The sequence below is a fragment of the Micromonospora pisi genome, from assembly GCF_003633685.1.
GTDB classification, from domain to species: Bacteria; Actinomycetota; Actinomycetes; order Mycobacteriales; family Micromonosporaceae; genus Micromonospora_G; species Micromonospora_G pisi.
In genome coordinates this window covers 2,229,285-2,254,883 of the sequence record NZ_RBKT01000001.1, presented here as the reverse complement: position 1 = coordinate 2,254,883, position 25,599 = coordinate 2,229,285, and the positions used below count along the sequence as shown (strand labels likewise).

At 71.0% G+C, this 25,599-nt stretch carries 23 protein-coding genes; 11 read left to right on the top strand and 12 right to left on the bottom strand.

Annotated elements, in window-relative coordinates; all coding sequences use genetic code 11:
- Positions 1–41 precede the first annotated feature (41 nt).
- The gene (locus tag BDK92_RS08940) at positions 42–254 is read right to left on the bottom strand and encodes a DUF397 domain-containing protein (RefSeq protein WP_121156297.1); all 213 of its coding nucleotides are present in this window, start codon (positions 252–254) and stop codon (positions 42–44) included.
- Positions 251–1,114: a DUF5753 domain-containing protein gene (locus BDK92_RS08935; RefSeq protein ID WP_121161849.1), complete on the bottom strand. Its 864-nt coding sequence runs from the start codon at positions 1,112–1,114 to the stop codon at positions 251–253. The genes BDK92_RS08940 and BDK92_RS08935 overlap by 4 nt, the downstream gene beginning before the upstream one ends.
- Before the next feature lie 388 nt (positions 1,115–1,502).
- On the opposite strand from BDK92_RS08935, the gene BDK92_RS08930 reads away from it, so the two are divergent.
- Entirely contained in the window at positions 1,503–1,859 is a 357-nt protein-coding gene (locus BDK92_RS08930) for a hypothetical protein (RefSeq protein ID WP_246016911.1), read from the top strand.
- Positions 1,853–2,413, top strand: a complete 561-nt coding sequence (locus BDK92_RS08925) for a hypothetical protein (protein ID WP_121156296.1) — start codon at positions 1,853–1,855, stop codon at positions 2,411–2,413. The genes BDK92_RS08930 and BDK92_RS08925 overlap by 7 nt, the downstream gene beginning before the upstream one ends.
- A gap of 75 nt (positions 2,414–2,488) precedes the next feature.
- On the opposite strand, the gene BDK92_RS08920 is transcribed toward BDK92_RS08925, so the two are convergent.
- On the bottom strand, positions 2,489–3,124 hold the full coding sequence (locus tag BDK92_RS08920) for a DUF6461 domain-containing protein (RefSeq protein ID WP_121156295.1): 636 nt from the start codon (positions 3,122–3,124) through the stop codon (positions 2,489–2,491).
- Between the two features lie 24 nt (positions 3,125–3,148).
- Positions 3,149–4,111, bottom strand: coding sequence for a L,D-transpeptidase (locus tag BDK92_RS08915; RefSeq protein WP_246016909.1), 963 nt, complete (start codon positions 4,109–4,111; stop codon positions 3,149–3,151).
- Positions 4,112–4,292: 181 nt separating this feature from the next.
- Here BDK92_RS08915 and BDK92_RS08910 point away from each other — a divergent pair, with 181 nt between their 5' ends.
- The gene (locus BDK92_RS08910) at positions 4,293–5,819 is read left to right on the top strand and encodes a ferric reductase-like transmembrane domain-containing protein (protein ID WP_121156293.1); all 1,527 of its coding nucleotides are present in this window, start codon (positions 4,293–4,295) and stop codon (positions 5,817–5,819) included.
- Complete coding sequence (locus tag BDK92_RS08905; protein WP_121156292.1) at positions 5,816–7,282, top strand: NADH-quinone oxidoreductase subunit NuoF family protein; 1,467 nt, start codon at positions 5,816–5,818, stop codon at positions 7,280–7,282. The genes BDK92_RS08910 and BDK92_RS08905 overlap by 4 nt, the downstream gene beginning before the upstream one ends.
- Before the next feature lie 67 nt (positions 7,283–7,349).
- Here BDK92_RS08905 and BDK92_RS08900 read toward each other — a convergent pair whose 3' ends face one another.
- Entirely contained in the window at positions 7,350–7,895 is a 546-nt protein-coding gene (locus BDK92_RS08900; protein ID WP_147456945.1) for a hypothetical protein, read from the bottom strand.
- 299 nt (positions 7,896–8,194) lie between these two features.
- On the opposite strand from BDK92_RS08900, the gene BDK92_RS08895 reads away from it, so the two are divergent.
- From BDK92_RS08895 to BDK92_RS08885, 3 genes are all read left to right on the top strand, one after another.
- Complete coding sequence (locus BDK92_RS08895) at positions 8,195–8,848, top strand: RNA polymerase sigma factor (RefSeq protein ID WP_121156290.1); 654 nt, start codon at positions 8,195–8,197, stop codon at positions 8,846–8,848.
- Positions 8,841–9,899 (top strand): CU044_5270 family protein, encoded by a 1,059-nt coding sequence (locus BDK92_RS08890; RefSeq protein WP_121156289.1) that lies wholly within the window; start codon positions 8,841–8,843, stop codon positions 9,897–9,899. The genes BDK92_RS08895 and BDK92_RS08890 overlap by 8 nt, the downstream gene beginning before the upstream one ends.
- A gap of 88 nt (positions 9,900–9,987) precedes the next feature.
- A complete protein-coding gene (locus tag BDK92_RS08885) occupies positions 9,988–10,548 on the top strand; it encodes a hypothetical protein (RefSeq protein WP_121156288.1) in 561 nt (186 codons plus the stop codon).
- A gap of 144 nt (positions 10,549–10,692) precedes the next feature.
- On the opposite strand, the gene BDK92_RS08880 is transcribed toward BDK92_RS08885, so the two are convergent.
- Both BDK92_RS08880 and BDK92_RS08875 read right to left on the bottom strand, forming a co-directional pair.
- Positions 10,693–11,826: a DNA polymerase III subunit beta family protein gene (locus BDK92_RS08880; RefSeq protein ID WP_121161846.1), complete on the bottom strand. Its 1,134-nt coding sequence runs from the start codon at positions 11,824–11,826 to the stop codon at positions 10,693–10,695.
- A 78-nt stretch (positions 11,827–11,904) separates the two neighbouring features.
- Positions 11,905–12,789 carry a hypothetical protein gene (locus BDK92_RS08875; protein WP_121156287.1) on the bottom strand — a complete coding sequence of 295 codons (885 nt, stop codon included), beginning with the start codon at positions 12,787–12,789 and terminating at the stop codon, positions 11,905–11,907.
- Between the two features lie 600 nt (positions 12,790–13,389).
- Between BDK92_RS08875 and BDK92_RS08870 the strand changes: the two genes are divergently transcribed.
- The gene (locus tag BDK92_RS08870; protein ID WP_246016907.1) at positions 13,390–16,188 is read left to right on the top strand and encodes a winged helix-turn-helix domain-containing protein; all 2,799 of its coding nucleotides are present in this window, start codon (positions 13,390–13,392) and stop codon (positions 16,186–16,188) included.
- Positions 16,189–16,213: 25 nt separating this feature from the next.
- On the opposite strand, the gene BDK92_RS08865 is transcribed toward BDK92_RS08870, so the two are convergent.
- From BDK92_RS08865 to BDK92_RS08855, 3 genes are all read right to left on the bottom strand, one after another.
- Positions 16,214–16,765 (bottom strand): DsbA family protein, encoded by a 552-nt coding sequence (locus BDK92_RS08865; RefSeq protein WP_121156285.1) that lies wholly within the window; start codon positions 16,763–16,765, stop codon positions 16,214–16,216.
- A gap of 70 nt (positions 16,766–16,835) precedes the next feature.
- Positions 16,836–17,327, bottom strand: coding sequence for a redoxin domain-containing protein (locus BDK92_RS08860; RefSeq protein ID WP_121156284.1), 492 nt, complete (start codon positions 17,325–17,327; stop codon positions 16,836–16,838).
- Positions 17,328–17,400: 73 nt separating this feature from the next.
- Entirely contained in the window at positions 17,401–18,081 is a 681-nt protein-coding gene (locus BDK92_RS08855; protein ID WP_121156283.1) for a BON domain-containing protein, read from the bottom strand.
- A gap of 218 nt (positions 18,082–18,299) precedes the next feature.
- Here BDK92_RS08855 and BDK92_RS41110 point away from each other — a divergent pair, with 218 nt between their 5' ends.
- Together BDK92_RS41110 and BDK92_RS38355 are read left to right on the top strand one after the other, a co-directional pair.
- The gene (locus BDK92_RS41110; protein ID WP_211349147.1) at positions 18,300–20,381 is read left to right on the top strand and encodes a hypothetical protein; all 2,082 of its coding nucleotides are present in this window, start codon (positions 18,300–18,302) and stop codon (positions 20,379–20,381) included.
- Between the two features lie 20 nt (positions 20,382–20,401).
- Positions 20,402–20,815, top strand: coding sequence for a hypothetical protein (locus tag BDK92_RS38355; RefSeq protein ID WP_147456944.1), 414 nt, complete (start codon positions 20,402–20,404; stop codon positions 20,813–20,815).
- A 100-nt stretch (positions 20,816–20,915) separates the two neighbouring features.
- Here the strand turns inward: BDK92_RS38355 and BDK92_RS08840 are convergent, their stop codons facing one another.
- Complete coding sequence (locus tag BDK92_RS08840) at positions 20,916–21,881, bottom strand: GNAT family N-acetyltransferase (protein WP_246016905.1); 966 nt, start codon at positions 21,879–21,881, stop codon at positions 20,916–20,918.
- Positions 21,868–22,437: a dihydrofolate reductase family protein gene (locus BDK92_RS08835; RefSeq protein WP_121156280.1), complete on the bottom strand. Its 570-nt coding sequence runs from the start codon at positions 22,435–22,437 to the stop codon at positions 21,868–21,870. The genes BDK92_RS08840 and BDK92_RS08835 overlap by 14 nt, the downstream gene beginning before the upstream one ends.
- Positions 22,438–22,763: 326 nt before the next feature.
- Here BDK92_RS08835 and BDK92_RS08830 point away from each other — a divergent pair, with 326 nt between their 5' ends.
- On the top strand, positions 22,764–25,514 hold the full coding sequence (locus BDK92_RS08830; protein ID WP_121156279.1) for a cellulose-binding domain-containing protein: 2,751 nt from the start codon (positions 22,764–22,766) through the stop codon (positions 25,512–25,514).
- Positions 25,515–25,599: the final 85 nt, after the last annotated feature.

Here is a 25,599-nt window from a genome sequence, read left to right as displayed (position 1 = left end):
TGGTGAGCCTGTGTGCTCGACCAGACCCCTCGGCAGTTGCATTAGAAGTCGAACTCGCCATCCTTGACACCGGCCACGAATGCGTCCCACTCGTCGCGGGTGTAGACGATCGTCGCGGCCTCGGGGGTCTTGCTGTGGCGTACGGCCACCCGGCCCGATCCGTCGGCCAGCGGACCCGCCTCGACGCAGTTGGCGCCGCTGTCGGCGCTGCGGGTACTGATGTGCCAGGCCACCGCCGGCAAGGTCTCGCTCATGACAGTTCCTCCCCGATGCTCGCGATCAGCGTGGCCGACTCGCTGGGGCTGAGTGCGGCCTCCCGCATGCGATCGTACGCGCGGAGAAACCGGTCGGACTTCGGCGCTTCGACGTACATCTGCCCGCTCAGGTTTTCCTGGTAGGCCACGGCCGGGTAGGGCGATGGCATCCGGAAGAGCCAGAACGACCCGTCGATGCCGGGATGGAGCCAGACCCGGGCGGGCAGCACTCGGATTTCGACGTGCGGTCGCTGGGCGATCTTGCTGACGTGGGCGAGTTGCGCCCGGAGCAGTGCCGGTCCGCCGATTTGTCGACGTAGCGCCGACTCGTCGATGATCGTTTCAAAAGTGGTCTTGCCCGGCTCGTCGAGCAGCTTCTGGCGATCCATTCGCAAGGCGATGGCGCGGCCGACGGTTGCCTCAGCCACCTCCGGTCCCTCGACACAGCGGATCACCTGCTCGGCGTACTCGGGTAGCTGGAAGAGGCCCGGGATCAGCGAGGCGTGGTACGAGCAGATCTGCGCCGCACGCGACTCCAGCCACGGGATGTTGAGGAAGGATGCGTCGGGCGAGTCACGGTCGCTGTCGACCCAACGGCCCGTACGCCAGATCTCGTCGGTCAGGTTGAGCATCTGGTCGCGCTCGACGGCCTTGTGGAAGCCGTAGATGTCGAGCAGTGCCTGCATGTCGTGCCGCTGGATCGGCCACTCGGCCCGCTCGTAGCGACCGAGCGCGGAGCGGTCCCGGTTCAGGTACTCGGCGACCATCGCCAGGGAAAGCTCTCGCTCCTCGCGGATCTCTCGTAGACGTAGGCCGAGCCATTGCGAGCGCAGGGTTCGGATGAAGGGTTTGTGGGGCACGGTTGCGTACACCTTTCTTGGAATGAGCGGGTTGGGAACCATTGCTCCCCCCTCGACGGCGCTGGAAATCTGAGCGCTGGAGGAGGTGATGGTGGTTACCGGTCCGCTGCTTTTCCCACGGGTGCACGCTCGTTACCGGTGACCGCGGCTGTGCCACGAGCCGAGAAAGGTGGCGAGGGTGGGCTTTGCGATGGGCAGTCGCCTACCGATCCTCGCCGGGCCTCTGAAGGAGTGATGAGTCCTTAACCGACTTGCCTAAGTGTCTATCACGGGCGCATTGGTGATCGCGACCCCGTACCCGAATGAATTTCGACGCCGGCCCGCGACGCCGGTCGGTGAAACTTCCACGTGCTGAGCGACGAGTGACGATGGCGAGAGGGAGCCTCGAATGGACAACCAACCACCGGAACAACGGTGGCAAATGATCAATAGGGCGGTGTTCGCGCCGCTTCCCCGGGACGCCGTCGAGGCGGTCGCCGGCCCTGAGCGTGAACCCGACCTCTACGTGATCCACCTGTCGGTGGCGGCGCTCGACCTGACGGGTGCGCTCAACATGGCCTGCGCGGTCGCCCGGTCGCTCGCCTTCCTGCCCCAACTCGACGTCGGCGCCACGCACGTCTCCCAGGAGGACAACCAGAACGTACGACACTGGGTCTTCTGCAACATGATCCTGCCCGGACGCCAGCGGTGCGGACGGCGGGCCGACCACCACGGACCCTGCGACTCGGCCGGTGTCGAATGGTGATCCTGGACGTGGCCGAGGTTGTCGTCCAGGTGGCGCTGTGGGTGCTGTCCGGCCTGCTGTTCTGGCAGTGGATGCAGGAACGGCAGCGGCGGCGTCGGCGCGGCGTGCGGATCAGCCGGCGGATCGAGCCACTGGTGCGGAACACGATCTACGCGGCGGTGGTGCGTGACCCGGCGAAGCTGACCAAAGCACTGGCTGAACTCGTGGACGACGAGAAGGCGTCCAAAGCCGTCGACATCGCGCTCCGGGTCGTCGTCCGGGTCCTCTGGGACGCCCACCGGGGCGAGCCGAACGAGCCCGAGCTGCGGATACTCGCCGACGACATCGCCGCAGTGGAGAGCTGGGCACAACTCACCCCGGAGCAGGTGTTCACCTTCCTCACCGAGACCACCGCCGAGGTGCCGTACGCCATGCGGACACTGCCCCCGGAGGACACCATCCTGATGGCGTTCGTCGTGGCGGGACACCTGCTCTCCGTCCACCGCAGCGCCGACGACCGGTGGTGGGACTACCTGGACCGGGTCGAACGCCGAATCGAAGCCGGCCATCGTTAACCCGCTCGGCAAGATCCGAGATCTTGGAGACTTACCGCCGCTCCCACGACGCTCTGCTTCCAAGATCTCGGATCATCAAGGGGCCGGGGTGTAGGCGCCGGTGGTGGGGTCGAGACTGCCGAGCAGACGGCCCGGTGGTTTGCGCTGGGCTGGGCGTGGCGGTACGGCCGGCAGCGGAGTCGTCAGGTACGCGGTGAGTAGCGGCCCCTCCAGCAACCCCTTGTGCAGTCGTGCGCCGATGTGCTCCTCGATCGCCTCCAGCGCGGCGCGGCTGTGCCGTAGGCCCCGCTCGTTGGCGATCTGTTCGGTCCTGGTCCAGTACGTGTGCGGCTGGTCGACGCGGACCGAGTAGCTGAAGCCGGGCTCGAACGACTCCACGGTTTGCCCGTCCCGGACATGCTTGAACGTACACATGCCGGACATGTCGTAGAGCGAGAAGACCTCGGTGTGGGCCGACAACCGGGTGCGGACCTCGGGGCGGCTGCCCTGGTAGCCGACCTCTTCGAAGCAGAATCCCCAGTCGCCCAGCGGCCCGACACGGAGCAGGTCGCCGCCCGGCCACGTCGTCGCCGCCTCCTGCCGGGTGAGCAGCTCCGCCTCAGCGGGGTCGGCCCCGTAACAGGCGAGTATCTCCTCGGCGGTCAGGCCGAGGGTGAAGGTGACGGTGAAGCCGAGATCGGTCAGTGCCCACGGCCCGGTGGCGGCATCCATCGCGCCACTCTGCCGCAGAAGGGATCAGCCCCCGGTGAGCGGACCCGGCGTGGCTGCCGGAAGCTTGTCGACCACGACCAGGCTGGTGCCGGGGATGATCTCTTCGAGAAGTTTGCGCTGGCCGCTCTTGGTGATCCGGATGCAGCCGTCGGTGACGTTCTTGCCCAACGTGTCGTCGTTGTACCAGGTGTGCAGTCCGATGTGGGCACCGCGCAGGCCGGCCGGCACCGCGTCCGGGTCGTCCGGCACCGCGCCGAGGGCAAACACGTCGGTGTTCGCGTAGACCTTGCCGACCAGGGTGGAGCGGCCGAGGACAAAGGTACGGCCGAGCGGCGTCGGGGTCTCCCAGGTGCCGAGAGTGGCCCGCCAGGTCTGCACCGGTTTGTCGTCACGGAACCAGGTCAGCCGGAAGGTCTTCCGTTCCACCACGAGTTGGTCCCGCAGCGCCACGGTTTCCCAGTTGCCCGGCGGGACCCAGGCCAGGGTGCGGTTCGCCGAGGGGAGCAGCACGCCCGCCCAACCGGATCTCCGCTCGACGATCGGTACGGTCAGCGGCACTCCGGCCAGGTTCGGCGTGAGGAAGGCGCGCGGCTTGCCGCCGGGGGCGTCGTACGCACCGACTTTCGCGGTGGGATGGAGCCCTTCGCGGAGCCGTACCGTCGACATTGGATCCGGGTCGGCGGGAAAACCGCCGGGTGCCGCCGCATAGTCCACCACTGGTAGGTTTGCCGGCGGCGGTATCGCGGGCATCGATGGCTCGACGGTCGCCGGCGCCGTGTCCGCCGGGTCGACCGAGTCACTTGGTGCTGGTGTCGGCGTCGAGGTCGGTGTTGCCGAAGGCGGACCGGCCCGGTCGGGACCGATGGCCGAGGTGATCACCAGGGCCAGCGCGACCGTGCCGCCGAGCAGCGCGAGGAGGCCACCGGTGAGCAGCAGACGCGCGCGCGTCCGGGTCGGAGCCGGTGGGTCCGAAGGGACAAAAGGCACAGATTCACTGTACGTGGTGAAGTCGCCCCATTGGGTAGTTCTCGTCGTTCGGTGACCGGAGGCCAGGTCGGATTCCGACCGGCAGTCGATCGTGAAAAGAAATCGCGTCAGCCACTCATCCGCTCGTTCCGCTCCTACGTACAACGTGGCGGAAGAGCTTGGGTGGGAGATCGAGGAGCGTATGGCTCGGACACAGCAGATCCAGCAACCCGCCATTGCCCGGACCGTCACCACCCGGGGTGGCCCGACACGGTCCAAGGGCGCGATGGCCGTCCTCGGCGCCTCCGCGCTGGCCGCCTTCTGGGCTCTGGCCATGCTCACCACCGCTGGCCAGGTCTTCTACGTCTACAGCTACGTCTACCTGGAGTTCTACGCCGGCGTCGTCGCCCTGGTCTCGCTGAGCATCACGGTGATGGCCGGCGTACTCGCCACCGACCGCCTGGTGCTGCTGGCCCGGCACCGGGTGCTGCTCCAGTCCGCGCACCGGACCACCGGGATCATCGCGGTGAGCACGCTCGCCCTGCACATCCTCACCAAGGTCTCCAGTGGACGCGCCGGGGCGACCGACGTCGTCATCCCGTTCGTCTCGCAGCGCGGGCTCTACGTCGGGCTCGGCACCATCGCCGCGTACCTGATGGTCTCCACCCTCTGGACCGGCCTGATCCGGGCCCGGTTCGTCGGGCGCGGCAAGCCGTGGATGTGGCGTGCGCTGCACAGCACCGCGTACGCGTCCTGGCCGGTCGCGCTGACGCACGGCCTCAACGCCGGACGGGCGCCCGCCGCCTGGGTCACCCTCAGCTATCTGTTCTGCGTCTTCCTGGTGGTGGTCGCGCTGCTGGTCCGGCTCTCGGTCAGCCTCGGCCGCAAGCGCAAGGACCAGGGGCAGACCACCGGTTCGATCAAACCGGTCGGCAGGACCGCGCGGGACAGCGCCGAGTCGCGCACCGTGCTCGCCGGTGCGACACCGGGCAGCGACGTACGGGTCAGCTGGGCCGAGCCGGCGAACGCGGGCAACCTGCGGGTGGGCCGAGCCGAGCAGGGCGTCACCCGGCGCAGCCGGACCGACACCGCCGCCCGGTCGGACGAGAGCTCCGGGCGCAGGTCGCGCCGCTTCGTCGTACCCGAGGTTCCACAGCCCGGCACCATCGGCGCGGACCCGGCCACCGACAGCCCACGGTACGGTCGCCGCTGGTCGGCGCGGACCGACACCAGCACCGCCCCGACCACCCGGCGCCGCGACGAGCGGGAGCGGGACTACCTCGACGACGACCGGGGAACCGAACGGGACTACCGGCCACGCCGCAGCCTCGACGCGGAAATCGAAGCGGAGTACCAGCCCCGGCGCGGGGCGGCCGACGAGGAGCTGGACCGGGACTACCGGCCGCGCCGACGGGCCGACGACGACGTGGACCTGGACTACCGGCCGCGCCGGCAGGCCGACGACGACGCCGACCTGGACTACCGCCCGCGGCGGCGGGCCGACGACGACGATGAGCGGGACTACCGCCCGCGTCGAGGTTCGGCCGAGCCGGAACCGGTGGTCGACGACACCCCGACCCTGGTCAACCTCGACGTCCGGCGGGCGCTGCGTGCCGCCAGCACCGAGGGTGGCACCGGATCGGGCCGTTCCGGCCGGCGTGGCAAGAAGGCATCGGGGGACAGCGTGGACGAGGCGTACTGGCGTGAACTGCGAGGCGAGGCAAAGTGAGTCGGACCACCGTTCCACCGGTCGCCACCTTCGGCCCGGCGCGACTCACCGCCGGGTTCAGTGAGTTCGGTCGACTCGACCTGCTCGCCCACGAGGAGGTGCACGGCGAGGTCGACTGGCTCTCCATCGACGGGCTGATCAAACTCACCGAGGGGATGCAGCTCAAGGGGAAGGGCGGCGCCGGCTTCCCGTTCGCCCGCAAGGTCCAGGCGGTGCTCGACTCGGCACGCCGGCAGGCACTGGCGCCGGTGGTGGTGGTCAACGCCACCGAGGGCGAACCGGCGAGTTGGAAGGACAAGGTGCTGCTCACCCGCGCCCCGCACCTGATCCTGGACGGGGCGGCGATGGTCGCGTACGCGCTGGACGCGGACGAGATCGTGATCGGAGTCGCCGACGACGGCATCGGCGAAGCGTCGCTGGCCGCCGCCCTGGCCGAGCGGCAGATGCCGGTGCCGACCGGGATCGTCACGGTGCCGCACCGGTTCATCTCCGGTGAGGGCGGGGCACTGGTCAAGGGAATCAACGGTGAGGCGCACATCCCGCCCGGGGTGAAGAAGCGCGCCAGCGACTCAGGGGTGGCCGGCATGCCGACCCTGCTGTCGAACGCGGAGACGTACGCCCAGATCGCGATCGGTGCCCGGCTCGGACCGTACGAGTACGCCGCGGTCGGCACCGAGGACGAGCCCGGCACCGTCATGCTCACCGTCACCGGCGCGGCCAAGCGGCCGGCGGTGGTGGAGTGCCCCGCCGGTACGCCGCTCGCCGACATCCTGCGACTCTGCGAGGTGCCCGACGGGCCGGGCGTGCTGACCGGCGGTTACCACGGTCGGTGGATCAGCGCCGAGTCGGCGGCGAAGGTCCTCATCTCCCGCAAGGGTTTCGCGGCGGTCAACGGCACCCTCGGCGCCGGGATCATGATCCCGCTCGGCGAGGACACCTGCCCGCTCGGTGAGGTCGCCCAGGTGGTGCAGTACCTCGCCGGTGAGTCCGCCGGCCAGTGTGGGCCGTGCCGCCTCGGCCTGCCGGACCTGGCCCGCTCGGTCGACCTGATCGTGGCCGGCACCACCGCCGCCGACACGGTACGGGCCGCCGCCGGGGAGGTACGCGGGCGCGGTGCGTGCAGCCACCCGGACGGCACCGCCCGGTTCGCCACCTCCGCGTTGGAGGTCTTCGCCGAGGACCTGGCCGCACACGCGACCCGGGACGGCTGCGGCCGGCGGGTCAAGGGAGTGCTCGGGCTGCCGACCAGCCCCGAGACGGTCTCCTCCCGGCTCTCGGTGGACTGGTCCCGCTGCGACGGGCACGGGCTCTGCGCGCACGTCGTACCGGAGTTCATCCGGCTCGACGGCAACGGCTTCCCGGCGTTTCCACCCACGCCCGTGCCGACCTGGCTGGAGGCGGGCGCCCGCAAGGCGGTACGGATGTGCCCCGCGCTGGCGCTGCGCCTCACCGGTCCGAAGTAGGGGCCGTTGCCGGCGGTGCCGGTACGGGCGGCAACCCGTACCGGCACCCCCTGTGACAGTGGTCGGATCAGCAGTAGCGGTTCACATGGTCGGCCTGGTTCCGGTACGGCGACACGTCGTTGTCGGTGCGGTTGGTGGCGCCGACCGAGAAGAGGACCGGGTCGCTGCCGTGACCGGAACTGGTGTGGTTGAGGAATGAGACCGAGCCGGTCCCGATGTTGTAGTGCACCGACTCGGTCCGGTCGTGCCAGCCCCAGTCCGCCAGGTCCTGCCACCCGCAACTGTTGAGCTGCCCGCGCGGGTAGGTGTAGTTGAGGCCGTCGTAGAAGCAGAACCAGCCGGCTGTGCAGTTGGGCGAGGCTGCGGTCCCGACCGGTGGGGCGAAGGCGATGATGAAGCTGCCGCCGGCATAGCTCACCTCGGTGGGGCTGATCTGCCGCCCGCCCGGATACGCGGCCAGGTGCCGGTCGATCTCACTCTGTACGGGGGACGGCAGGGCGTCCTCGGGTGGACCGGCGGTGGCTGGCGCCCCGGCGACGAGGGTGGCGACGATCGTGGCGATCGCCATCGGGACGGTGATGGATCTGCTCCAGCGGCGGGGGGTGGGTGCCATTGCAGCCTCCTCGGTGTGTGGATTCCGTGGGGTGCCGGAAAGGTCGGTCGGGGGCGGGCGTTCGGGGACGGGTGTTCGGGGCTGCCGGGGGGCCGGCCCGGGGACCCGACCTTGGTCATATTCTGGCAAAGATCACCGTGAATGACTTGTCACGATTCACCCTCATGTTTTCGCAGGTCGTCACCGTTTTGCCGCACGCGGATCGACGTTCTGTCGGATAACCGACGCCACAACACGTCGACGCCGCGTGGATCTGGTCCCGGCTGGGCAGTCACACCCGCGCCGCTTCGGACATATTCATGGTGGGAGGAACGACAAAGATCGCCGCCGGTGCCGTCCGTGCCGGCGGCGAGTGGCATCGATCCCTCGAGGAGAAGTCGGTGGGCGGCAACGGCAGCCGGGACGAGGCGTGGCACGACGCACTGCACCGGCGGTTCTGGCCGGACGTGGTCCGGATGTTGATGCGTGCGCTGGGCGGCAACGAGGGAGAGGCGGAGGACCTGGCGCAGCAGACCTTCATGACCGCGTGGGACCGGCGGTCACACGTACCGGACGAGCCGAGGGCGTGGCTCTTCGCGACCGCCAACAACCACCTGCGCAACCACCGCCGGTGGAGCCGCCGGCACCCGCTGGCCCTGATCGAGATGGATGTGATCGAGGTGGTCGCCGGTGCGGCCGAGGGTGAGGAGAGCACGGTCGTCTGCGACCGGCTGGACCTCGGGCGGGTCTGGGGGCAGCTCAAGCCGGCCGAGCAGGAGGTGCTCCGGCTGGCGTACCTCGACGGACTCGACACCGCCGAGATCGCCCACGTGCTCGGCCTCTGGCAGGCCACCGTACGCAAGCGGCGCTCCCGGGCGCTGGGCAAGCTGCGTGGCTGGATGTTGGTGGGAAACGCCGACCCGGTACTGACCGGCACGGGTCGTAGGGACACGGGGGAGAGCAGTCATGGCTGAGGAGCGGGACGAGCAGACCGAGCGGCTGCTCCGGCGGCTCGTCGAGGCGAACGACCCGATGCGCGGCAGGCAGGTTCCCCCACCCCGGCGCAGCGCCGCCGAGCTGCGCCAACTGGTCGACCAGCGGCGGGCGGCCGGGCGGTGGCGGTTCATGGTCCGGCCCGGCGTACGGACCCGGCTGGCCGTGCCGGTCGTGGCGGTCGCGGTCGGCGCCCTGGTGCTGGTCAACGTACTGCCGGGAGGCACCGGTCGGCCCGCGTCGACCCGGGTCGCGATGGCGGCGGTGCCGGCCCTGCTCGGCGTGCAGTTTCCCGGTGAGGCGTCGCCGGCCGCGCCGTGGCTGCGGGAGTTGGCGGAACGGACCGCGCTGCTGGACGAGCCGCCCGGCGTCGGCCGCTACACCTACCTGCACGTGCAGAGCTGGTCGTTGGAGACGACCGCGACCGACCCGGAGATGGCGAACGCCGTGGTCGCCCGGGACGAACGGTTGTGGTGGGCGGCGGACCGTTCCGGCCGTGAGGAGATAACCGTGCTGCCACCCCAGCCTCGCGGCGGCGAACGGGCGAACTGGCTCGACGGACCCCCGGCCGACGCCCCCGAGCGGCGGCACACCGACTACCTTCCCGGCGAACTGGCCGTGGTGGTGGAAACACCGGCCACGGACCCGGCGCGGCTGGCCGAACAACTCTCCGCGCACGAACCCTTCAGCAACGGCCCGCAGGCCGTGATCCGGGCGGTGGCCTCCATGTACCGGTACCACGAGATGCCCCCGGCGCTGCGTGCCGCCGTACTGCACGTACTGAGCGACACAAAGGGGCTGGTCTACCGGGGGCGGGTGGTGGACCGGGCCGGCCGCTCCGGAGTCGCGGTCAGTGTGGACAGTGCCGCCGGCGCCACCCGGGACCTGGCCGTGCTCGACCCGGAGACCGGCACGCTGCTCAGCTACGAGCAGTTGGCGCTGATCAGCCCGCCCCGTTCGGCCGTACGCGCACCGGCGGTGATCTCGTACGTGCTGTACCTGGCGCATCAGCGCACCGACCAGCTGAGCTGAACCGTCACCGACGGCTCCTCCGGCGACACCGACCGGATTGACCGACGGCATAGATGGGTATCTTCGTAGCTACCTGGGAGGGGGCACCATGACGCAGACGTGGTCCGACACCGGACGGTCGGGGTTGCGCGAAGAGGCCCGGCGTCGGCTGCGTCGCCGGATGCTGGTCACCATCCTGGTCGTCGCGCCGCTGCCAGCCCTGGCCATCGTCCTCGGCGGACTCGCCGCCGACCGGGGCACCCCGCTGATCAACTGGCTCCTCATCGGCGCGGGCGCGGTGCTCGTCACCGTCGGTCTGCTCACCGCCGCCTGGCTGGTCCAGCGACAACACCTCGACCCGCCCCTGGTCACCGGGGCGGACGCCCAGACGCGCCGGGCCGTACGCCAGGCGATCCGGACCGGGAACACCGACGACCCGAGGATCGACCTGCTCGCGCGGGACCTGATCGCGCACAGTCCCCGGGAGACGGCGGTGCCGTACCTGCTCGGCGCGCTTGCACTGGTCGCGCTGCTGTTGCTGGCGTTCAGCGACTGGGACACCGAGGACATCGTCCGGGGCCTGGTGACAGCGCCCTGCCTCGTCGTGGCCGCGTTCCTGGTCCGGCGCCGCCAGCACCGCCTCCGCAACTACCGCGGCCTCCACCCCTAACCCCACCCCCATCCCCCCACCCCTCTCCCCTCCCCCCCACCCCTCTCCTCGGCGATCTAGGGCAAATTCGCGTGAGTTGATCTCTGGGAGCGACGATTCGCCCTAGATCGGCATCAGGGGGAGGGCGGGGGAGGGGCAGGGGGGTTAGCAGCGGATGGGCATTAGGAGGGAGAAGGTTTGGTTGTCGTTCGGGAGGCGCACGATCAGGGGTTTGATGGGTCCGTCGAGGTCGAGTTCGAGCTGGCCCCGCCCACCGGCGTCCAACGCCTCCAACAGGAACTCCCGGTTGACGCCGATCGGTCCCGACGTCAGGTCGGCGGAATCGTCCGCCGACGGCCCCTCCACCGGCCCGTCCGCGTTCAGCACCGTCAGGCTGCCGTCGGCACCGATCGCCAACCGTGCCACCTCGCAGGCCACCCCGTCGTGTTCGCGTACGACGGTGGTGGTCGTCGCGGCGGCGAGCGCGGCGCGCAGCGCCGGTACGTCCACCACCACCCGTACGCGCCGGTCGCCACCGCCGAGCCGGTCACCGAGCCGGTCACCGAGCAGTCGCCGGTAGTCGGGGAAGTCGCTGTCCACCGGCCGGCCCCGCACACTCAGCCCGTCCGTGCTGACGCCGACCTCGGTGGCGCCGAGCACCACCGTGACCGGGTCGGACGCCCCCGTTCCCGGGGCGGCGAGCAGGGCGCGGGACTGGTCGACGAAGGCGACCGGGGCGAGCACCCGACAGGGTGCCCCGTCCACCTCGCGCGGCGTCGCGGTCGCCACCGCCAACCGGTACCGGTCGGTGGCGACCAGGCGCAACACCGACTCCTCGACCTCGAACAGCACCGAGCCGAGTACGGGCAGTTCGGCGTCGTGGCCGACGGCGAACCGTACGGCGTCGAGGCTGGCGGCGAGCTCGGCCCGGGTCAGCGTCAGGTGGGTGGATCCGGTCATCAGGTTCTCCTCGTGGTCGAGCAGGGCGTGGACCCGGGAGAGTTCGCGACGGGCATCGGTGAGGCCGGCCTCCAACCGGCGCAGGTGGGCGTCGAGCAGGCGGCGTACCACCGGCGGCTCGGACCAGTGCCGGAGCACCAGGCTGATCTCGGCCAGCGGCAGGTTGACCCGACGCAGCCGGGCCACCAGGCGGGCCGGTCCGAGCTGCTCCTGGGCGTACCAGCGGTAGCCGGTGTCCGGATCGACCACGTCCGGCACCAGAACTCCGGCGCCGTCGTAGAACCGGAGCGCGCTGACGGTCAGGCCGCTGGCGCGGGCCATCTCCCCGATGCTGCGCATGTCGCTCTCCACGTCCGGTGATCCTGCGGGCTCGACCTGGTCGAGGGTCAACCCGGCGAATCTAACCGGCGCGGTTTGTCACCGACGTGGCGGCCAGTAGACGCCGAGCACGTCGTAGGTGTCCGGCTGATGGCTCGAACGGCCCAGGTAGAACGCGGTGTCCCGGTCCGGGCCGCAGATCCGGTCGAGGAAGGCGGTGGTCAGCGCCGCCCGGAGCCGGTCATCGGGGAGTCCGGCCAGCCGGTGCTGCAACGCCACGAACTCCCAGTCGCGGATCGTCTGCTGGTGCCCGTCGCAGTCGTACGCGGGGCACCGGTAGCGGTACGCCCCGATGAACCGGGGCGGGCGGAGCGGACCGGGGTCCGGCGTACCGGACGGGTCGTACCGGAGGGCGTACCCGTCCAGCCGCCGGCGTTGCTCGGCGGTCCAGCCGGGATGCGGCACGAGCACGAGTTCGTCGACCCGGCGGGGCCGGACCAGGATGAGCGCGGGGGCGTCGAGGTACGCGTCACGGTCGCGGCGCGGTCGGCACAGCGACTCCCCGAGGTACGGGTCGAGCCACGGCTGACGCCACTGCCACCGCTTGAGGTGGTGCTCGCGGACCAGGGTGCGCGGCAGCGGTCGCCAGTTCTCGTGGCGGGGATCGCCGGCCGCCGGGCGGGCGTCGACGCTGATGATGTCGTACGTGCCGAAGGCCGCACCTGGACCGAGTTCGTGGATCGGGAGCGAGGTGAGCCGGATCCAACCGGGGCGGAACGGGTCGGCGCTGATCCCGGCCGCGTAAACCGTCCGTTCGTGCCGGTCAGCTGGATCGGGAGCGGTCTTGACGGTGATCAGCAGGCGGAGCCGGGCCAGTTGGTCGAAGGCGGCTCGGGGATCGGGGCCGGGTCTGGAATGATCGCGATCAGCCGTCGGCGGTTCGGAGTGGAGCGCTGCGGGGCCGGCAAGGTCAAGCTGGGGCACGCGTACCCTCCGCCGAGCTGAGCGAATGTAGTGGTGCACCTACAACTTCCCGAGCATGGCACGGGTGACGGGTCCCGGTCACATGAGTGAAATCGTGCGTGTTTTTCCCGGTCCCGGGTAAGCCCGGCCCCGAGGTGGTGCGGATGGTGTCACGCCCGTCGAAGATGACCCTTGTCTGGACCGCGGTCGCGGTGCTGGTCGTCATCCTCGTCATCATCGTGATCGCCCTCGCCGCCGACGGTGCCGGCGGCGGTCGGTGATTCACCGGCAGGTGGGCCGGCAGCGTCGGCTCGGTCGGGCCCACGGCGACGCCGTCCGGCTCGAGTGGTGGCTGGCGGAGCCGTACTCGTGGCGCCGGCAGAGGCAGGCCACGCTCCGCATCGACCTGGGGTGACCCGCGCCCAGCCGCGATCGGTTCGGTGTCATCGCTCCTCACATCACCGTTGTCCTGCGCCGACCGTTCGCGTCATCGTCGCCGGTGGGCGGGTGAACCCGTCTCCTCCGGTAGGGGTGAACCGGGGCGGGCCGGGTATCCGGGTCGGGCCCGGACCGGAACGCCGGGCCAGGATGACTGCTTCGTGTCCGCGGGGGGTGGGACGGATGCCCGAGGACCGGATCGAGGCCGGCGCCGCCGCGGCGCGCGGTCGTACCGGTACGTCGAGGGACAGTCGCGGTGGCGCGCCGCCGCTGCTGGAGGCGAAACTGGCGGTCGCGCCACTGCCCGGTGCGGTGGTCGCCCGCCCCCGGCTGCACACGCTGCTGGAGAACGGTTCGGCCGGCCCGGTCACGGTGGTCTCCGCCCCGGCCGGCTGGGGCAAGACGACCCTGCTCAGCTCCTGGTACCGGGCTCAGGACGAGGAGCGGTCCCGGGCCTGGCTGACGCTCGAACCGACCGACGGCGGCGAACGCCTCTGGACGTACCTGCACGCCGCCGTCGGTGGCACCGCGTCATCCGAGCCGCCGGATGTCGCCGCGCCCCGGGGCAGCGCCGACCGGGACTTCCTCGACCGGCTCGCCGCCGCCCTGGCCCGCCGCCCGGAGCCGGTGACGCTGGTCCTGGACGACTTCCACCAGGTCGACGACCCGGCGGTGGCGAGCGGGCTCGACTTCCTGCTGCGACACAGCGGCGACCGACTGCGCCTGGTGATCGGCGGGCGTACCGACCCCGCGCTGGCACTGCACCGATGGCGCCTCAGCGGCGAACTGACCGAGATCCGGGCCGCCGAACTGGCCTTCACCGCCGCCGAGTCCGCCGAACTGCTCGCCGCGTACGGGATCAACCTGCCGGTCGACCAGGCGGACGAGCTTCGTGTACGCACCGAGGGCTGGCCGGCCGGACTGCGGATCGCCACGCTCACCCTGCCGCACCATCCCGACCCGGTTCGGTTCGTCGACGGTTTCGCCGGTGACGACCAGGGCGTCGCCGACTACCTGTCGGAGGAGGTGCTCGCCGGCCTGGCCGACGAGGCGCGGGACGTCCTGCGGCGCGGCGCCGTCGCCGAGCGGGTCTGCGGCGGGCTGATCGACGCCCTCACCGACCGCGGCGACGGGGAGGAACTCCTCGCCGCCCTGGAACGGGACACCGGGTTCGTGATCGCCCTCGGCACCCGGCCGCCGGCCTACCGCTACCACCGGATGCTCGCCGACCTGCTCCGCGCCGAGCAGCTCCGCCGCCCCGCCGAGGAACTACTCGACCTGCACCGCCGGGCGGCGACCTGGGCGGCGCGCCGGAACCTGCCCGCGGAAGCCCTACGGCACGCCCTCGCCGCCGGGGAGTGGGGCTTCGCCACCGGTGTGCTCGTCGACCGCTGGCCCGACCTGGTCCCGTACGCACCGGCCGCCCGGCCGGGTGTGCCGGCGCCACCGCCACCGCCACCCGAGGCGGTCCGCGCCGACCCGGAACTCGCCCTGGCGTACGCCGTCGACCGGCTGGACCGGACCGACCCCGCCGCTGCCGCCGACTACCTACGTCTCGGCGAGCGGCACGAACAGTTGCTCAGCGGTTCGCGCCGGGACCGGTTCGCGCTGATCACGGCCGCACTCCGACTCGCCTGGGCACAGGTCGCCGGGGAGGTGCCGGAGGTGCTCGCCGCCGCCGCCCGGTTGCGTGCGCTGGCCCAACCACCCGGCGGTGCCGCCGGTCAGGCGACGGTGGACCTGCCGGCCCGCGCGATCGCCCGTACCGCCGCCGGTGCCGCCCAACTCGGCGCGGGGGACCTGGTCGCCGCCGAAACCGAACTCGCCGGCGCGCTGGCCGACGCCGAGCGGGCCGGTCTGGCCCGCACGGTGCTCGCCTGCACCAGCCGGTTGGCACTGGTCCGGGCGGTCCGGGGGGAGCTGACGGTGGCCGAACGGGACGCCCGTTCCGCCGTCGCCACCACCGGCGACCCGGCCGGGTCGGCACCCGTCGACCACGGGCACGCGTACCTGGCGCTCGCCGTGGTCGCCCTGCACCGGGACCGGCCGGCGGACGCCGAGGCGAACCTGGCACTGGCCGGCAGTCGGGTCGACCAGGCCCGGGAACCGGCGGTCGCCGCGCTGGCCGCACTGGTCCGGGCCCAGCTCACCCGGGACCGGGGCGACCTGCCCGCCAGCTACCAGCTCCTGCTCACCGGCCGCGCCCACCTGGCCGACCAGCCCCGGGCCCGCCGGCTCGCACACTGGCTGCTCGCCGCCGAGGCCGACCTCTGCACCGCGCACGGTGACCTGGCCCGGAGCCGGGAACTGCTGCTGGCGCCCCTGGACGCGGCCGCCGGACAGGCCGAGCCCCTCGCCGTGGCGCTGGCCCGTGCCTACCTCCAGGGCGGGGACGTGGCCGCCGCCGCCCGTACGCTCCCGGCCTGGTCCGGTCCGGCCGGCGAATCGTGGCTGCTGCCGTTACGGCTGGAGGCGGGGCTGCTCGACGCGTTGACCGCCCGTGCGGCCGGCGACCACCGTCGGGCGGCCCGGACGTTGGAGGAGGTGCTCGCCCTCGCCGAACCGGACGGCTTCCGCCGGGTCTTCACCCGGTCCGAGCCGCCGGCCCGGGACCTGCTCGCCGCGCACCTCGACTCGGGTACGGCGTACTGGCCGCTGCTGCGCGAGCTGATCGCCGTCGGCGAGGAGTACGCCGGACGCGACGGCACCGGACCGCGGCACCCCGGCGGGCGGGACGGTGACCGGCGAGAGCGGGGCGGCCGGCTCACCGCCTCGGTGCCCGGACTCGGTGAACCGCTCACCGACCGGGAACTCACGGTCCTGCGCTACCTGCAGAGCATTCTCTCCAACGTGGAGATCGCGAGCGAGCTCTCCGTCTCGGTCAACACGGTGAAGACGCACGTACGCAACATCTACCGCAAGCTCGACGCCACCCGCCGCCGCGAGGCGGTACGGCGGGCCCGCGAGCTGCACCTGATCTGAGGTGGGGGGCGGCACCGGGCGGGGATCAGCCCTGCGCCGCCTGGTCGACCACGGCCAGCAACTCGGGCAGCTCGTAGGACCCGTCGTGCCGTACGCCGTTCACGAAGAAGGTCGGGGTGCCGTTGACGCCGCTGCGGATGCCGCCGACGAAGTCCCGCCGGACCCGGTCGAGGTGCACGTGCCGGTCGACCTCGTCGGACACCTCGTCCTCCGGCAGCCCGAGCTGCTGGCTCCCCATCGACAGGTGCACCGGGTCGAGCTGGTCCTGGTGCTCGAAGATCCAGTCGTGCATCGCCCAGAACTGGTTCCGTACGCCCGCCGCCTCGGCCGTCTCCGCCGCCAGTTCCGCGTACGGGTGCACGTTGGTCAGCGGAAAGTGCCGGAAGACCAGCCGTACCTGCTCCGGCCGCTGGCGCAGCAGTTCATGCAGCCGCTGGTACGCCTGGCCGCAGTACGGGCACTGGAGGTCGCCGTACTCCACCAGCGTGACCGGTGCCTCGGCCGGCCCACGGATGTGGTCCTCCTCGGTCACCGGCACCCGTAACTTGCTCGACGTGACCTGCATAGGCGTCGTCATGCGGCCTCCCCGTCGCGCTCGGCGTCGCTGCTGCCCTCGATCGCTGCCATCCGCCCCGCCGCCGGCAGGTTCACGCCCGCACCCGGTGCCGGCTGTCGAGCTCCTCCAGCGCGTCCAGGATGCCGTCCGCGCCGGGGTTCACCTCCATCGGCGACACGTGGCTCCAGGCCACCTGCCCCTCCTGGTCGATGACGAACAGGGCACGTTCGGCGCAGCCCTCACGGTTGTAGACCCCGTAGCTGCGTGCCACCGCGCCCTTGGGCTCGAAGTCGGAGAGCAGGGGGAACTCGATCCCGTGCTGGGCGGCGAAGGCGCGGTGGGACCAGATGCTGTCCACCGAGATGCCCAGCAGCGCCGCCTGGTAGCGGTCGAACTCGGACCGGACCGCCTGGTAGAGGGTCATCTGGTCACCGCAGACCGGGCTCCAGTCCGCCGGGTAGAAAACCAGGACGGTCGGCCTGCCCCGAGAGTCACGGAGGTTCACCTGCCGATCCGGTCCGGCCGACAGGGTGAACTCCGGCGCCGGTTGGCCCGGGCGGAGTGCGCCGTGGGGATCAGTCATGTCTCCCATCCTCGGCACGGAGCGGGTGACCTCGACTCACCCGGCCAGGGTGGTTCCCCGCCCCGCCCGCACCTCACGGCCGTACGGTGATGTGGTTGTCGACGGCCGCGACCCCCGGTGCCGACCAGGCCACCCGCTCGGCCTCGATCCGTTCGGGCCAGGAGTCGACCACACCGGTGAGCACGATCAGGTCACCCTGCACCTCGACCCCGATCCGGTCGACGTCGGTCTCGGCGCTGCGGACCAGCGCGTTGACGACGAGCCGTTCCAGTTCGTCGGTCGTCGGTGCCCCGGTGGGGCGTACGTCGACGCCGTTCGTCACGCCGCGCACCCCGGCCAACCGGCGGACCGTCCGTTCCGCCGCCCGTTTCTGGTACTCCCACCCGACCTCGCCCCGAAGCACCACCCAGCCGTTGGAGACGGTCAGGTCCAGGTGGTCGACCGGCACGAAGGCGTCCCACTCCAGTGCCCGGGTCGCGGCCAGGGCAATCTCGGCGTCGGTCCGTTCGGCCGAGGCCGGCAGCCGGACCTCGATGTCGTTGGCGACCGCCCGGACCCGGTTGATCCGGTGCGCGGACCGTTCGGCCGCCCACTTCTTCGCGTAGCTGTCCACCCAGCCGGTGAGGGTCACCACGCCCTCCTGAACGGTCACGCCGATCTCGTGGGGTTGGATCCTGGGCTCCCAGCCCAACTCGTCGAGAACGTCGCGTTGGATCTCCTCGTCGCTACGGATGATCGTCGTCGCCGGGGCCATGGTCGTTCCTCCCACCGGATAGATTGCGCACGCGACCCGGCCGGCGCGCTCGCCGCTGTGCCGGTGCTGTCACGGCCGATGGTGCGATGACCCAGGATGACTTCCCATCACCCGGAAAAGGTGGGCGCGGCCGGGACGGGGCGTGACAGTGCGCAGCAGGTAGGGAATCATCGACTGTCGATCGATGCGATGTGCCGGAGCCAGGTGGAGGAGAGCGGATGACGACCGACGAGGTGATCTCCGGCGACCGGACCGGTGCCTCGGCCGCGGTGCCGGGCCGGCCGGTCGGGCCGACGCGCGGCGCCGCCCTGGCGGGACACGGGCTACGCCTGCTGCGGCACGAGTGGACCCTCGCCTCGCTCGGTGGCCTGCTGCTTGCCGTACTGCTCACCTGGCCGACGGTGCGGGACATCACCACGACGATCCCGCAGGACACTGGCGACCCGGTCCTCCAGGCGTGGCAGGTGGCCTGGGGCGGACACGCACTGCTCACCGACCCGCTCCAGGTCTGGCACTCGAACACGTTCTTCCCCGAGCGCTACACCTACGCCTACTCCGACACCCTGCTCGGCTACGCCCCGTTCGGCATGATCGGCGAGGGGCCGGTCGCCGCGGTGGTCCGCTACAACATCCTGTACGTGCTGGTGCACGCGCTCGCCTTCGTCGGGGCGTACGCCCTGGTCCGGCAGTTGGGTGCGGGGCGGGTCGGCGCGGCGGTGGCCGGTGTCGCGTTCGGGTACGCGCCGTGGAAGCTGGCCCAGGCCGGGCACCTGCACGTGCTCTCGATCGGCGGCATCGCGCTCGCCCTGGCCATGCTCGCGCGCGGGCACGGCTGGTCGTTGCGGTACGGCTACCGGCCGCAGTGGCGCCGGCCCGGCTGGGCGCTCGGCGGCTGGCTGGTCGCGGCGTGGCAGATGACGCTCGGCTTCGGGATCGGTCTGCCGTTCGGGTACGTCCTGGCGCTGATCTGCGTCGCGGTCGGAGTCGGCTATCTCTGGTCCTGGTGGCGGCGCTCGGTCCGGCCGGTCTTCGGTGGCCGGCTGCTCGCCGCCGACCTGGCCGGCGGTCTGGTCTTCGCCACCGTCACCATCGTGATGGCGTTGCCCTATCTGCAGGTGGTGGAGCGTAATCCGGACGGCCGTAGGACGCTGGCCCACGTCGAGCAGTTCTCGCCGCCGCTGCGAGGTTTCTTCACCGCGCCGCCCGAGTCCTGGCTCTGGGGGGAGCGGCACGCCGCCGCCCGGGAGCTGCTGCCGTTTGCCGGTGAGATGACCCTGCTGCCGGGGGTGGTGCTGATCGGTCTGGCTTTCGCCGGGCTCTTCTTCTCCGCCTGGCGCGTGCGGCACCGGGTGTTGCTCGCTGTCGGTGTGCTGGTCAGCGTCGCGCTTGCCGCCGGTACCCAGTTCGGCGGCGACGGCGACCCGGGGTACGCCACCCTGGTGCTGCACCTGCCGGGCTGGGACGGGATCCGTACCTCCGGGCGGCTGGTCCTCTGGACCACGCTGCTGCTCGGCGTCCTCGCCGCCGGCGCACTGAGCGCTGTCGGCCGCACCGAACCGGAGGCCGTACCCGACGGTGACGGCGGTGGCGCCGATCGTCGAGCCGGGTCTGGTGCGACAGCGGGCCCCGATCCTGTTTCCACCTCCACGTCCACCTCCGCGTCCGTTCGGGACGCCGAGCCGGCTCCCGAACCGGCTCCCGAACCGGCTCCCGAGCCCGAACCGGAACCGGTTCACGCTGGTCCCAGGCCGGCCATCCGGTCGGCGATACCGGCCGCTCGGGCGGGATCGTCCCCGGCCCCGGTCACCGCCTCGGTGCGGGTGGCCACGGGTACGGGTGCCCCCCGAACCGACGCCGGCTCGGGGGGCTGGCTGGTTCGGCTGCTCACGCTGGTGCCACTCGCTCTGGTGCTGATCGAGGGGATCAACACCACGCCTCACGTACCGGTCCAGGCGCAGCCGGCGGCACTGCGGGGGATCGACGGTCCGCTGCTGGTGCTGCCGAGCGACGGCACCTTCGAATTCACCGTCATGCTCTGGTCCACCGACGGGTTCCCGTCGATCGCGAACGGCCTCGCCTCGTTCGTACCGCCTACGCAGCAACAGATCCGGGCGTTGACGCCGAGCTTCCCGGACGCGTCGAGTGTCGCGTACCTGCGGCAGATCGGGATCCGGACAGTTGTCGTCCTGCCCGACAACCTGAACGGCACACCGTGGCAGGATGTGCTCAACCGGGACGTGCAGGGGCTCGGGATCAGCCGTGAGGATGTCGCCGGATCGGTTGTGTTCCGGCTCGGTTGAGCGAAGCCGGGGAGGTGGGGATGGACCGGCGAGTAGCCGCCCTGTTCGGCGCGATCATCGCGGTCGGACTCGGGCCGGCGGTCTGGTTGGGCGGCACGTTGCTGCGTACGGAACCGGTGCCGCCGGGGCCGACACCGACCGGCTCCGCCGAGCCGACCTCCACCCCGACTCCCACCGCTGATCTGCCGACCCCGGATCCGTCGGTCACCGGATCGCTGTTGCCATCGGAAGCGAACCGCTTCCCGGACCGGAACGATCCCGGCGTCAGGCCCATCACGCCGACGCCGACCGGCTCGCGTCCGGCTGTCCCGGGATCGCCGAGCCGGTCGACGTCACCGCCCGCTCCGCCGGTCACGCCGCCCCCGAGCCCGACCACCGCTCCACCACCGCCGTCTCCGACCCCGGAGCCGACGGTGGGGGAGCCGGTTCGTTAGGACGACAGTTCGCGGCCCGTGCGCGCACGGGCGGTCGGGCCGGGATCGGCGGAACGTCCGTGGGCCTTCTCCACCCGGGCCGCCTCCACCAATTCGGGCCTCATGACCCGGGGGCCGAGTAGAGCAGCCTGATCTGCGCGGTGCGGTAACCCGCCCGTGCGAAGGCCATCGCCATCGGTACGTTCGTCGTGTCCGTGGTCGCCGTGATCAGCTTGGCGCCGTGCTCGGCGTGGAACCGGGTGATCTCGGCGAGCAGGTCGTCGATGTAGCGACGCCCGCGCAGTTCGGGGACGACACCCAGATAGCCGACGTTACGGTTGTACGGCGTCGCGGACGGGATCGCCAGCCCCGCGACCGCGCCGTCGCTCGTGCGGGCCAGCCGCCACCACGAACGCTCGCCCGGGCAGTCGAGGTAGAAGGACATCTCCTCCTTGGCGGTCTGGTCCGGCCCCTTGACCGCCAGGTTGCGGCGTGTCTCGTCGTCCAGGCTGCCCACCGCGACCCTCCGGAACACGTCCAGGAATTCCTCGTCGGTGGCCTCGGTGAAGACGAGTCTGCCGCTGGTCGGAGGTACGCCGATCTCCGGTGTCCACTCCAACCGCAGCCGCTCGACCTCGTCGCTGAGCCCGGCCGCCAGCGCGGCAGTCCGTCGCCAGGCGACCGCCGAGGCGACGGACGGATCGTCGCGCCACCCGTTCGCGAGCGTCAGGTTGTACAGCGGCGGCCGGGGCGCCCCCTGCCGGGCGAAGGCCCGCATACCCGCGTCGAGCAGACCGCTCGCCACGGCCGCCCGGTCCGGGACGGACGCCTCGACGTGCAGGCAGTCCAAGGCGACCGGGTGCTCGCTGGATGCCTGGCCCCACCACAGGGCGCGGCCGATCACCCGCTGGTTCGCCTCGGCGATCCAGGTCCATTCCGGCCTGTACATTCCCTGGCCCAGCTCGTCCAGGTAGCGGTCGGCCTGGATCGAGCCGACCGGGTCCTCGGCGGTGAAGTTGATGACCCGCTCAAGGTCGGCTTCGGTGGTGGCGCGGAAGAGCACTGGTTGTCCCTCAGTGCTTGACATAGGTGGAGATCGTCGCGCCGGTCTGGAACGTCCGGTTGTCGTTCAACGCGAAGCCGGTCACCTTGAAGGGCGCGCGGAACAGGGGAGTGCCGGAGCCGAGGACGACCGGGTACCGCTTGATGACCAGCTCGTCGATCTCGTCCACGAGTTGACCGGCGAGGATCGCGCCGCCGCAGAGCCAGATGCCCATGCCGTCCGCGCGCTTGAGCTCGCGGACGAACTCCACCGGGTCGCCCGCGACGATCTGCACCTGCGGGTCGGACTGTTCAAGGGTCCGGGAGAACACGTACTGCCGGAGGTGGGAGTACGGGCTCGTGATGCCGCTGGCCAGGGCCGGTTCGTAGGTGGCGCGGCCCATCAGGACGGTGTCGAACGTTTTGTTCGCCGCTTCGGCGATGCCGAGTGGTTCACGGGCGGGGGCCGGCATGGTCTCGGGGTAGTCGGCCAGGATCGCCGCGGCCAGGTCCCCCTCGAATGCGAAGAAGTCGAATTCCCCGTCCGGTCCGGCGATGAACCCGTCCAGGCTGGTGGCGACGTAGTACGTCAGTTTTCGCACGGTGGATGCTGCTTTCGATGGGTGGTGTCGTCCTCGGGACAGTAACAGGATCAACTTCTATTTGATCATTCGTTAGTTTAAATACCCAACTATTGACAGTGCTGACCCGGGTGTGTGAGTGTCTGCACGAGACCGGTGCGGGAGCCGTCGTGCCCGGTGCGAGAGCTTGGGCAGCTCCGCACCACATCCCTTTCCTCGCTCGTGCACGCGCCGGCGCGGCGGTCGATGCGCTCTGCCTCCCCCCATCGGTTCGCTCCCCGTCCCATCGGCGTGCACGGCGGTTCTCCGTCCCCAGCAACAGCGCAAGCGCTCAGAGGGAGCCGTACATGCGTAGAAGTCTCGCCAGCACGCTCGCGGCGGTCGTCGTCGCCGGCGCGGTGGCCGTGCTGGCCCAGGTCGCCGTCAGCCCATCCGCGTCGCCAGCGGTGGCCGCCGCGTCCGAGCCGTACGCCTGGAAGAACGTCCGGATCGACGGTGGCGGCTTCGTGCCCGGCATCGTCTTCAACCCCACCGAACGCAACCTGATCTACGCCCGGACCGACATCGGCGGCGCCTACCGATGGGAGCAGGGCAGCCAGTCGTGGACCCCACTGCTGGACTGGGTGGGCTGGGACCGCTGGGGCTGGAACGGTGTGCTCAGTCTCGCCACCGACCCGGTCCAGACCAACCGGGTCTACGCCGCCGTCGGCATGTACACCAACAGTTGGGACCCGAACCCCGGCGCCATCCTCCGCTCCACCGACAAGGGCGCGACCTGGCAGGCGAGCGTGCTGCCGTTCAAGGTCGGCGGAAACATGCCCGGCCGTGGCCAGGGCGAGCGGCTCGCCGTCGACCCGAACCGGAACAGCACCCTCTACTACGGCGCCGAGGGCGGCAACGGCCTCTGGCGCAGCACCGACTACGGCGTCACCTGGGCCAGGGTGACCAACTTCCCGAACCCCGGCAACTACGCCCAGGACCCCAACGACCCCAACGGCTACCTCACCGGCAACCAGGGCGTGACCTGGGTCAGCTTCGACCGCAGCAGCGGAACCCCCGGCAACCTCACCCAGACCATCTACGTCGGGGTGGCGGACAAGCAGAACCCGGTCTACCGCAGCACCAACGGTGGCACGTCCTGGGAACGGATCACCGGCCAGCCGACCGGTTACCTGGCACACAAGGGTGTGGTCGACCACGTCGGCGGCTACCTCTACATCGCCACCAGCGACACCGGCGGCCCGTACGACGGGGGCAAGGGCGACGTCTGGAAGTTCAACCGGGCGACGGGGGCCTGGACGCAGATCAGCCCGATGCCGTCGAGCAGCGCCGACACCTACTTCGGCTACAGCGGGCTGACGATCGACCGGCAGAACCCGAACATCATCATGGTCGCCACCCAGATCTCCTGGTGGCCGGACGCGATTTTCTGGCGGAGCACCGACGGGGGCGCGACCTGGACCCGGATCTGGGACTTCGGCAGCTATCCCAACCGAACCAAGCGCTACACCATGGACATCAGCTCGGTGCCGTGGCTGAGTTTCGGGGCGACCCCGGCCCCACCGGAGGAGTCACCGAAGCTGGGCTGGATGAACGAGTCGCTGGAGATCGACCCGTTCGACGGCAACCGGATGATGTACGGCACCGGCGCCACCATCTACGGCACCACCAACCTCAGGAACTGGGACACCGGCGGTCAGCTCACCATCCGGCCGATGGTCCGGGGGCTGGAGGAGACGGCGGTGCTCGACCTGATCAGCCCGCCGACCGGCGCTCCGCTGGTCAGCGCGCTCGGCGACATCGGCGGTTTCCGGCACACGAGTCTCGACGCGGTACCGGCGATGATGTTCACCCAGCCGAACATGACCAGCACCACCAGTCTCGACTTCGCCGAGTCGAATCCCTCGATCATGGTCCGGGCGGGCAACTTCACCGACTCCGAACGGCCGAACGACAGCCATGTCGCCTTCTCCACCGACGGTGGGGCGAACTGGTTCCAGGCCCAGGAACCGGCGGGGATCAACAGCGGCGGTACGGTCGCCGCGGCGGCGAACGGCAGCCGCTTCGTCTGGGCGCCCGGCGACTCCGGTCAGCAGGTCGTCCACTCCGTCGGGTACGGCAACTCGTGGACACCGTCGGCCGGCGTACCGGCGAACGCGAAGGTCGAGTCCGACCGGGTCAACCCGAGCAGGTTCTACGCGTTGCACGGCGGCCGGTTCTACGTCAGCACCAACGGTGGCGCCAGTTTCACCGCGAGCGCCGCGACCGGGTTGCCGAGCAGCGGCAACGTGCACTTCAAGGCCGTACCCGGGATCGAGGGGGACATCTGGCTGGCCGGCGGGGACAGCACCGGCGGCACCGGCATCTGGCACTCGACGAACTCCGGCGCGAGCTTCACCAAGTTGTCGAACGTGACCGGTGCGGTGAACATCGGCTTCGGGCGGGCGGCACCGGGACAGACGTACCCGGCGCTGTTCGCGTACGCCACGGTGGACGGCAAGGCGGGGGTGTACCGCTCCGACAATGGCGGCGGGGTCTGGGTGCGGATCAACGACGACCAGCACCAGTACGGCAACGCGGGTGAGGCGATCACCGGTGACCCGAGGGTGTACGGCCGGGTCTACCTCGGCACCAACGGTCGGGGAATCCTGGTGGCGGACCGGCTGGGCGACCCGACGAACCCGCCCACGACAACGCCGACCACCCGGCCGCCGACCACCCCACCGACGACGCCACCCACCACGCCGCCGACGACCAGCCCGCCGACCACCGGACCACCGACCACCGGGCCGGTCGGCGGCTGCTCGGCCACCTACCGGGTGACCGGATCGTGGCAGGGCGGTTTCCAGGGTGAGGTGACGGTGCACAACACCGGCACCAGCCCGACCACCGGCTGGACGGTCAACTGGAACTTCCCCAACGGGCAGACCCTGACCCAGAGCTGGGGCGGTACGCACACCCAGAGCGGGACGAGCGTGACCGTCCGCAACGTTGCCTACAACGGTGTGCTGGCCCCGAACGCGACCACGACGTTCGGATTCCTGGCCAGCCACACCGGCACCAACGGGGTGCCGAACCCGGTCGGCTGCCACCCGTAGCTGATCCGACTCCGGTCCGGTCGGCGTCGGCAGGCGAAGCTGATCCGACCCGGGACATGACCGTGTGGTTGTCACCCACCGTTGG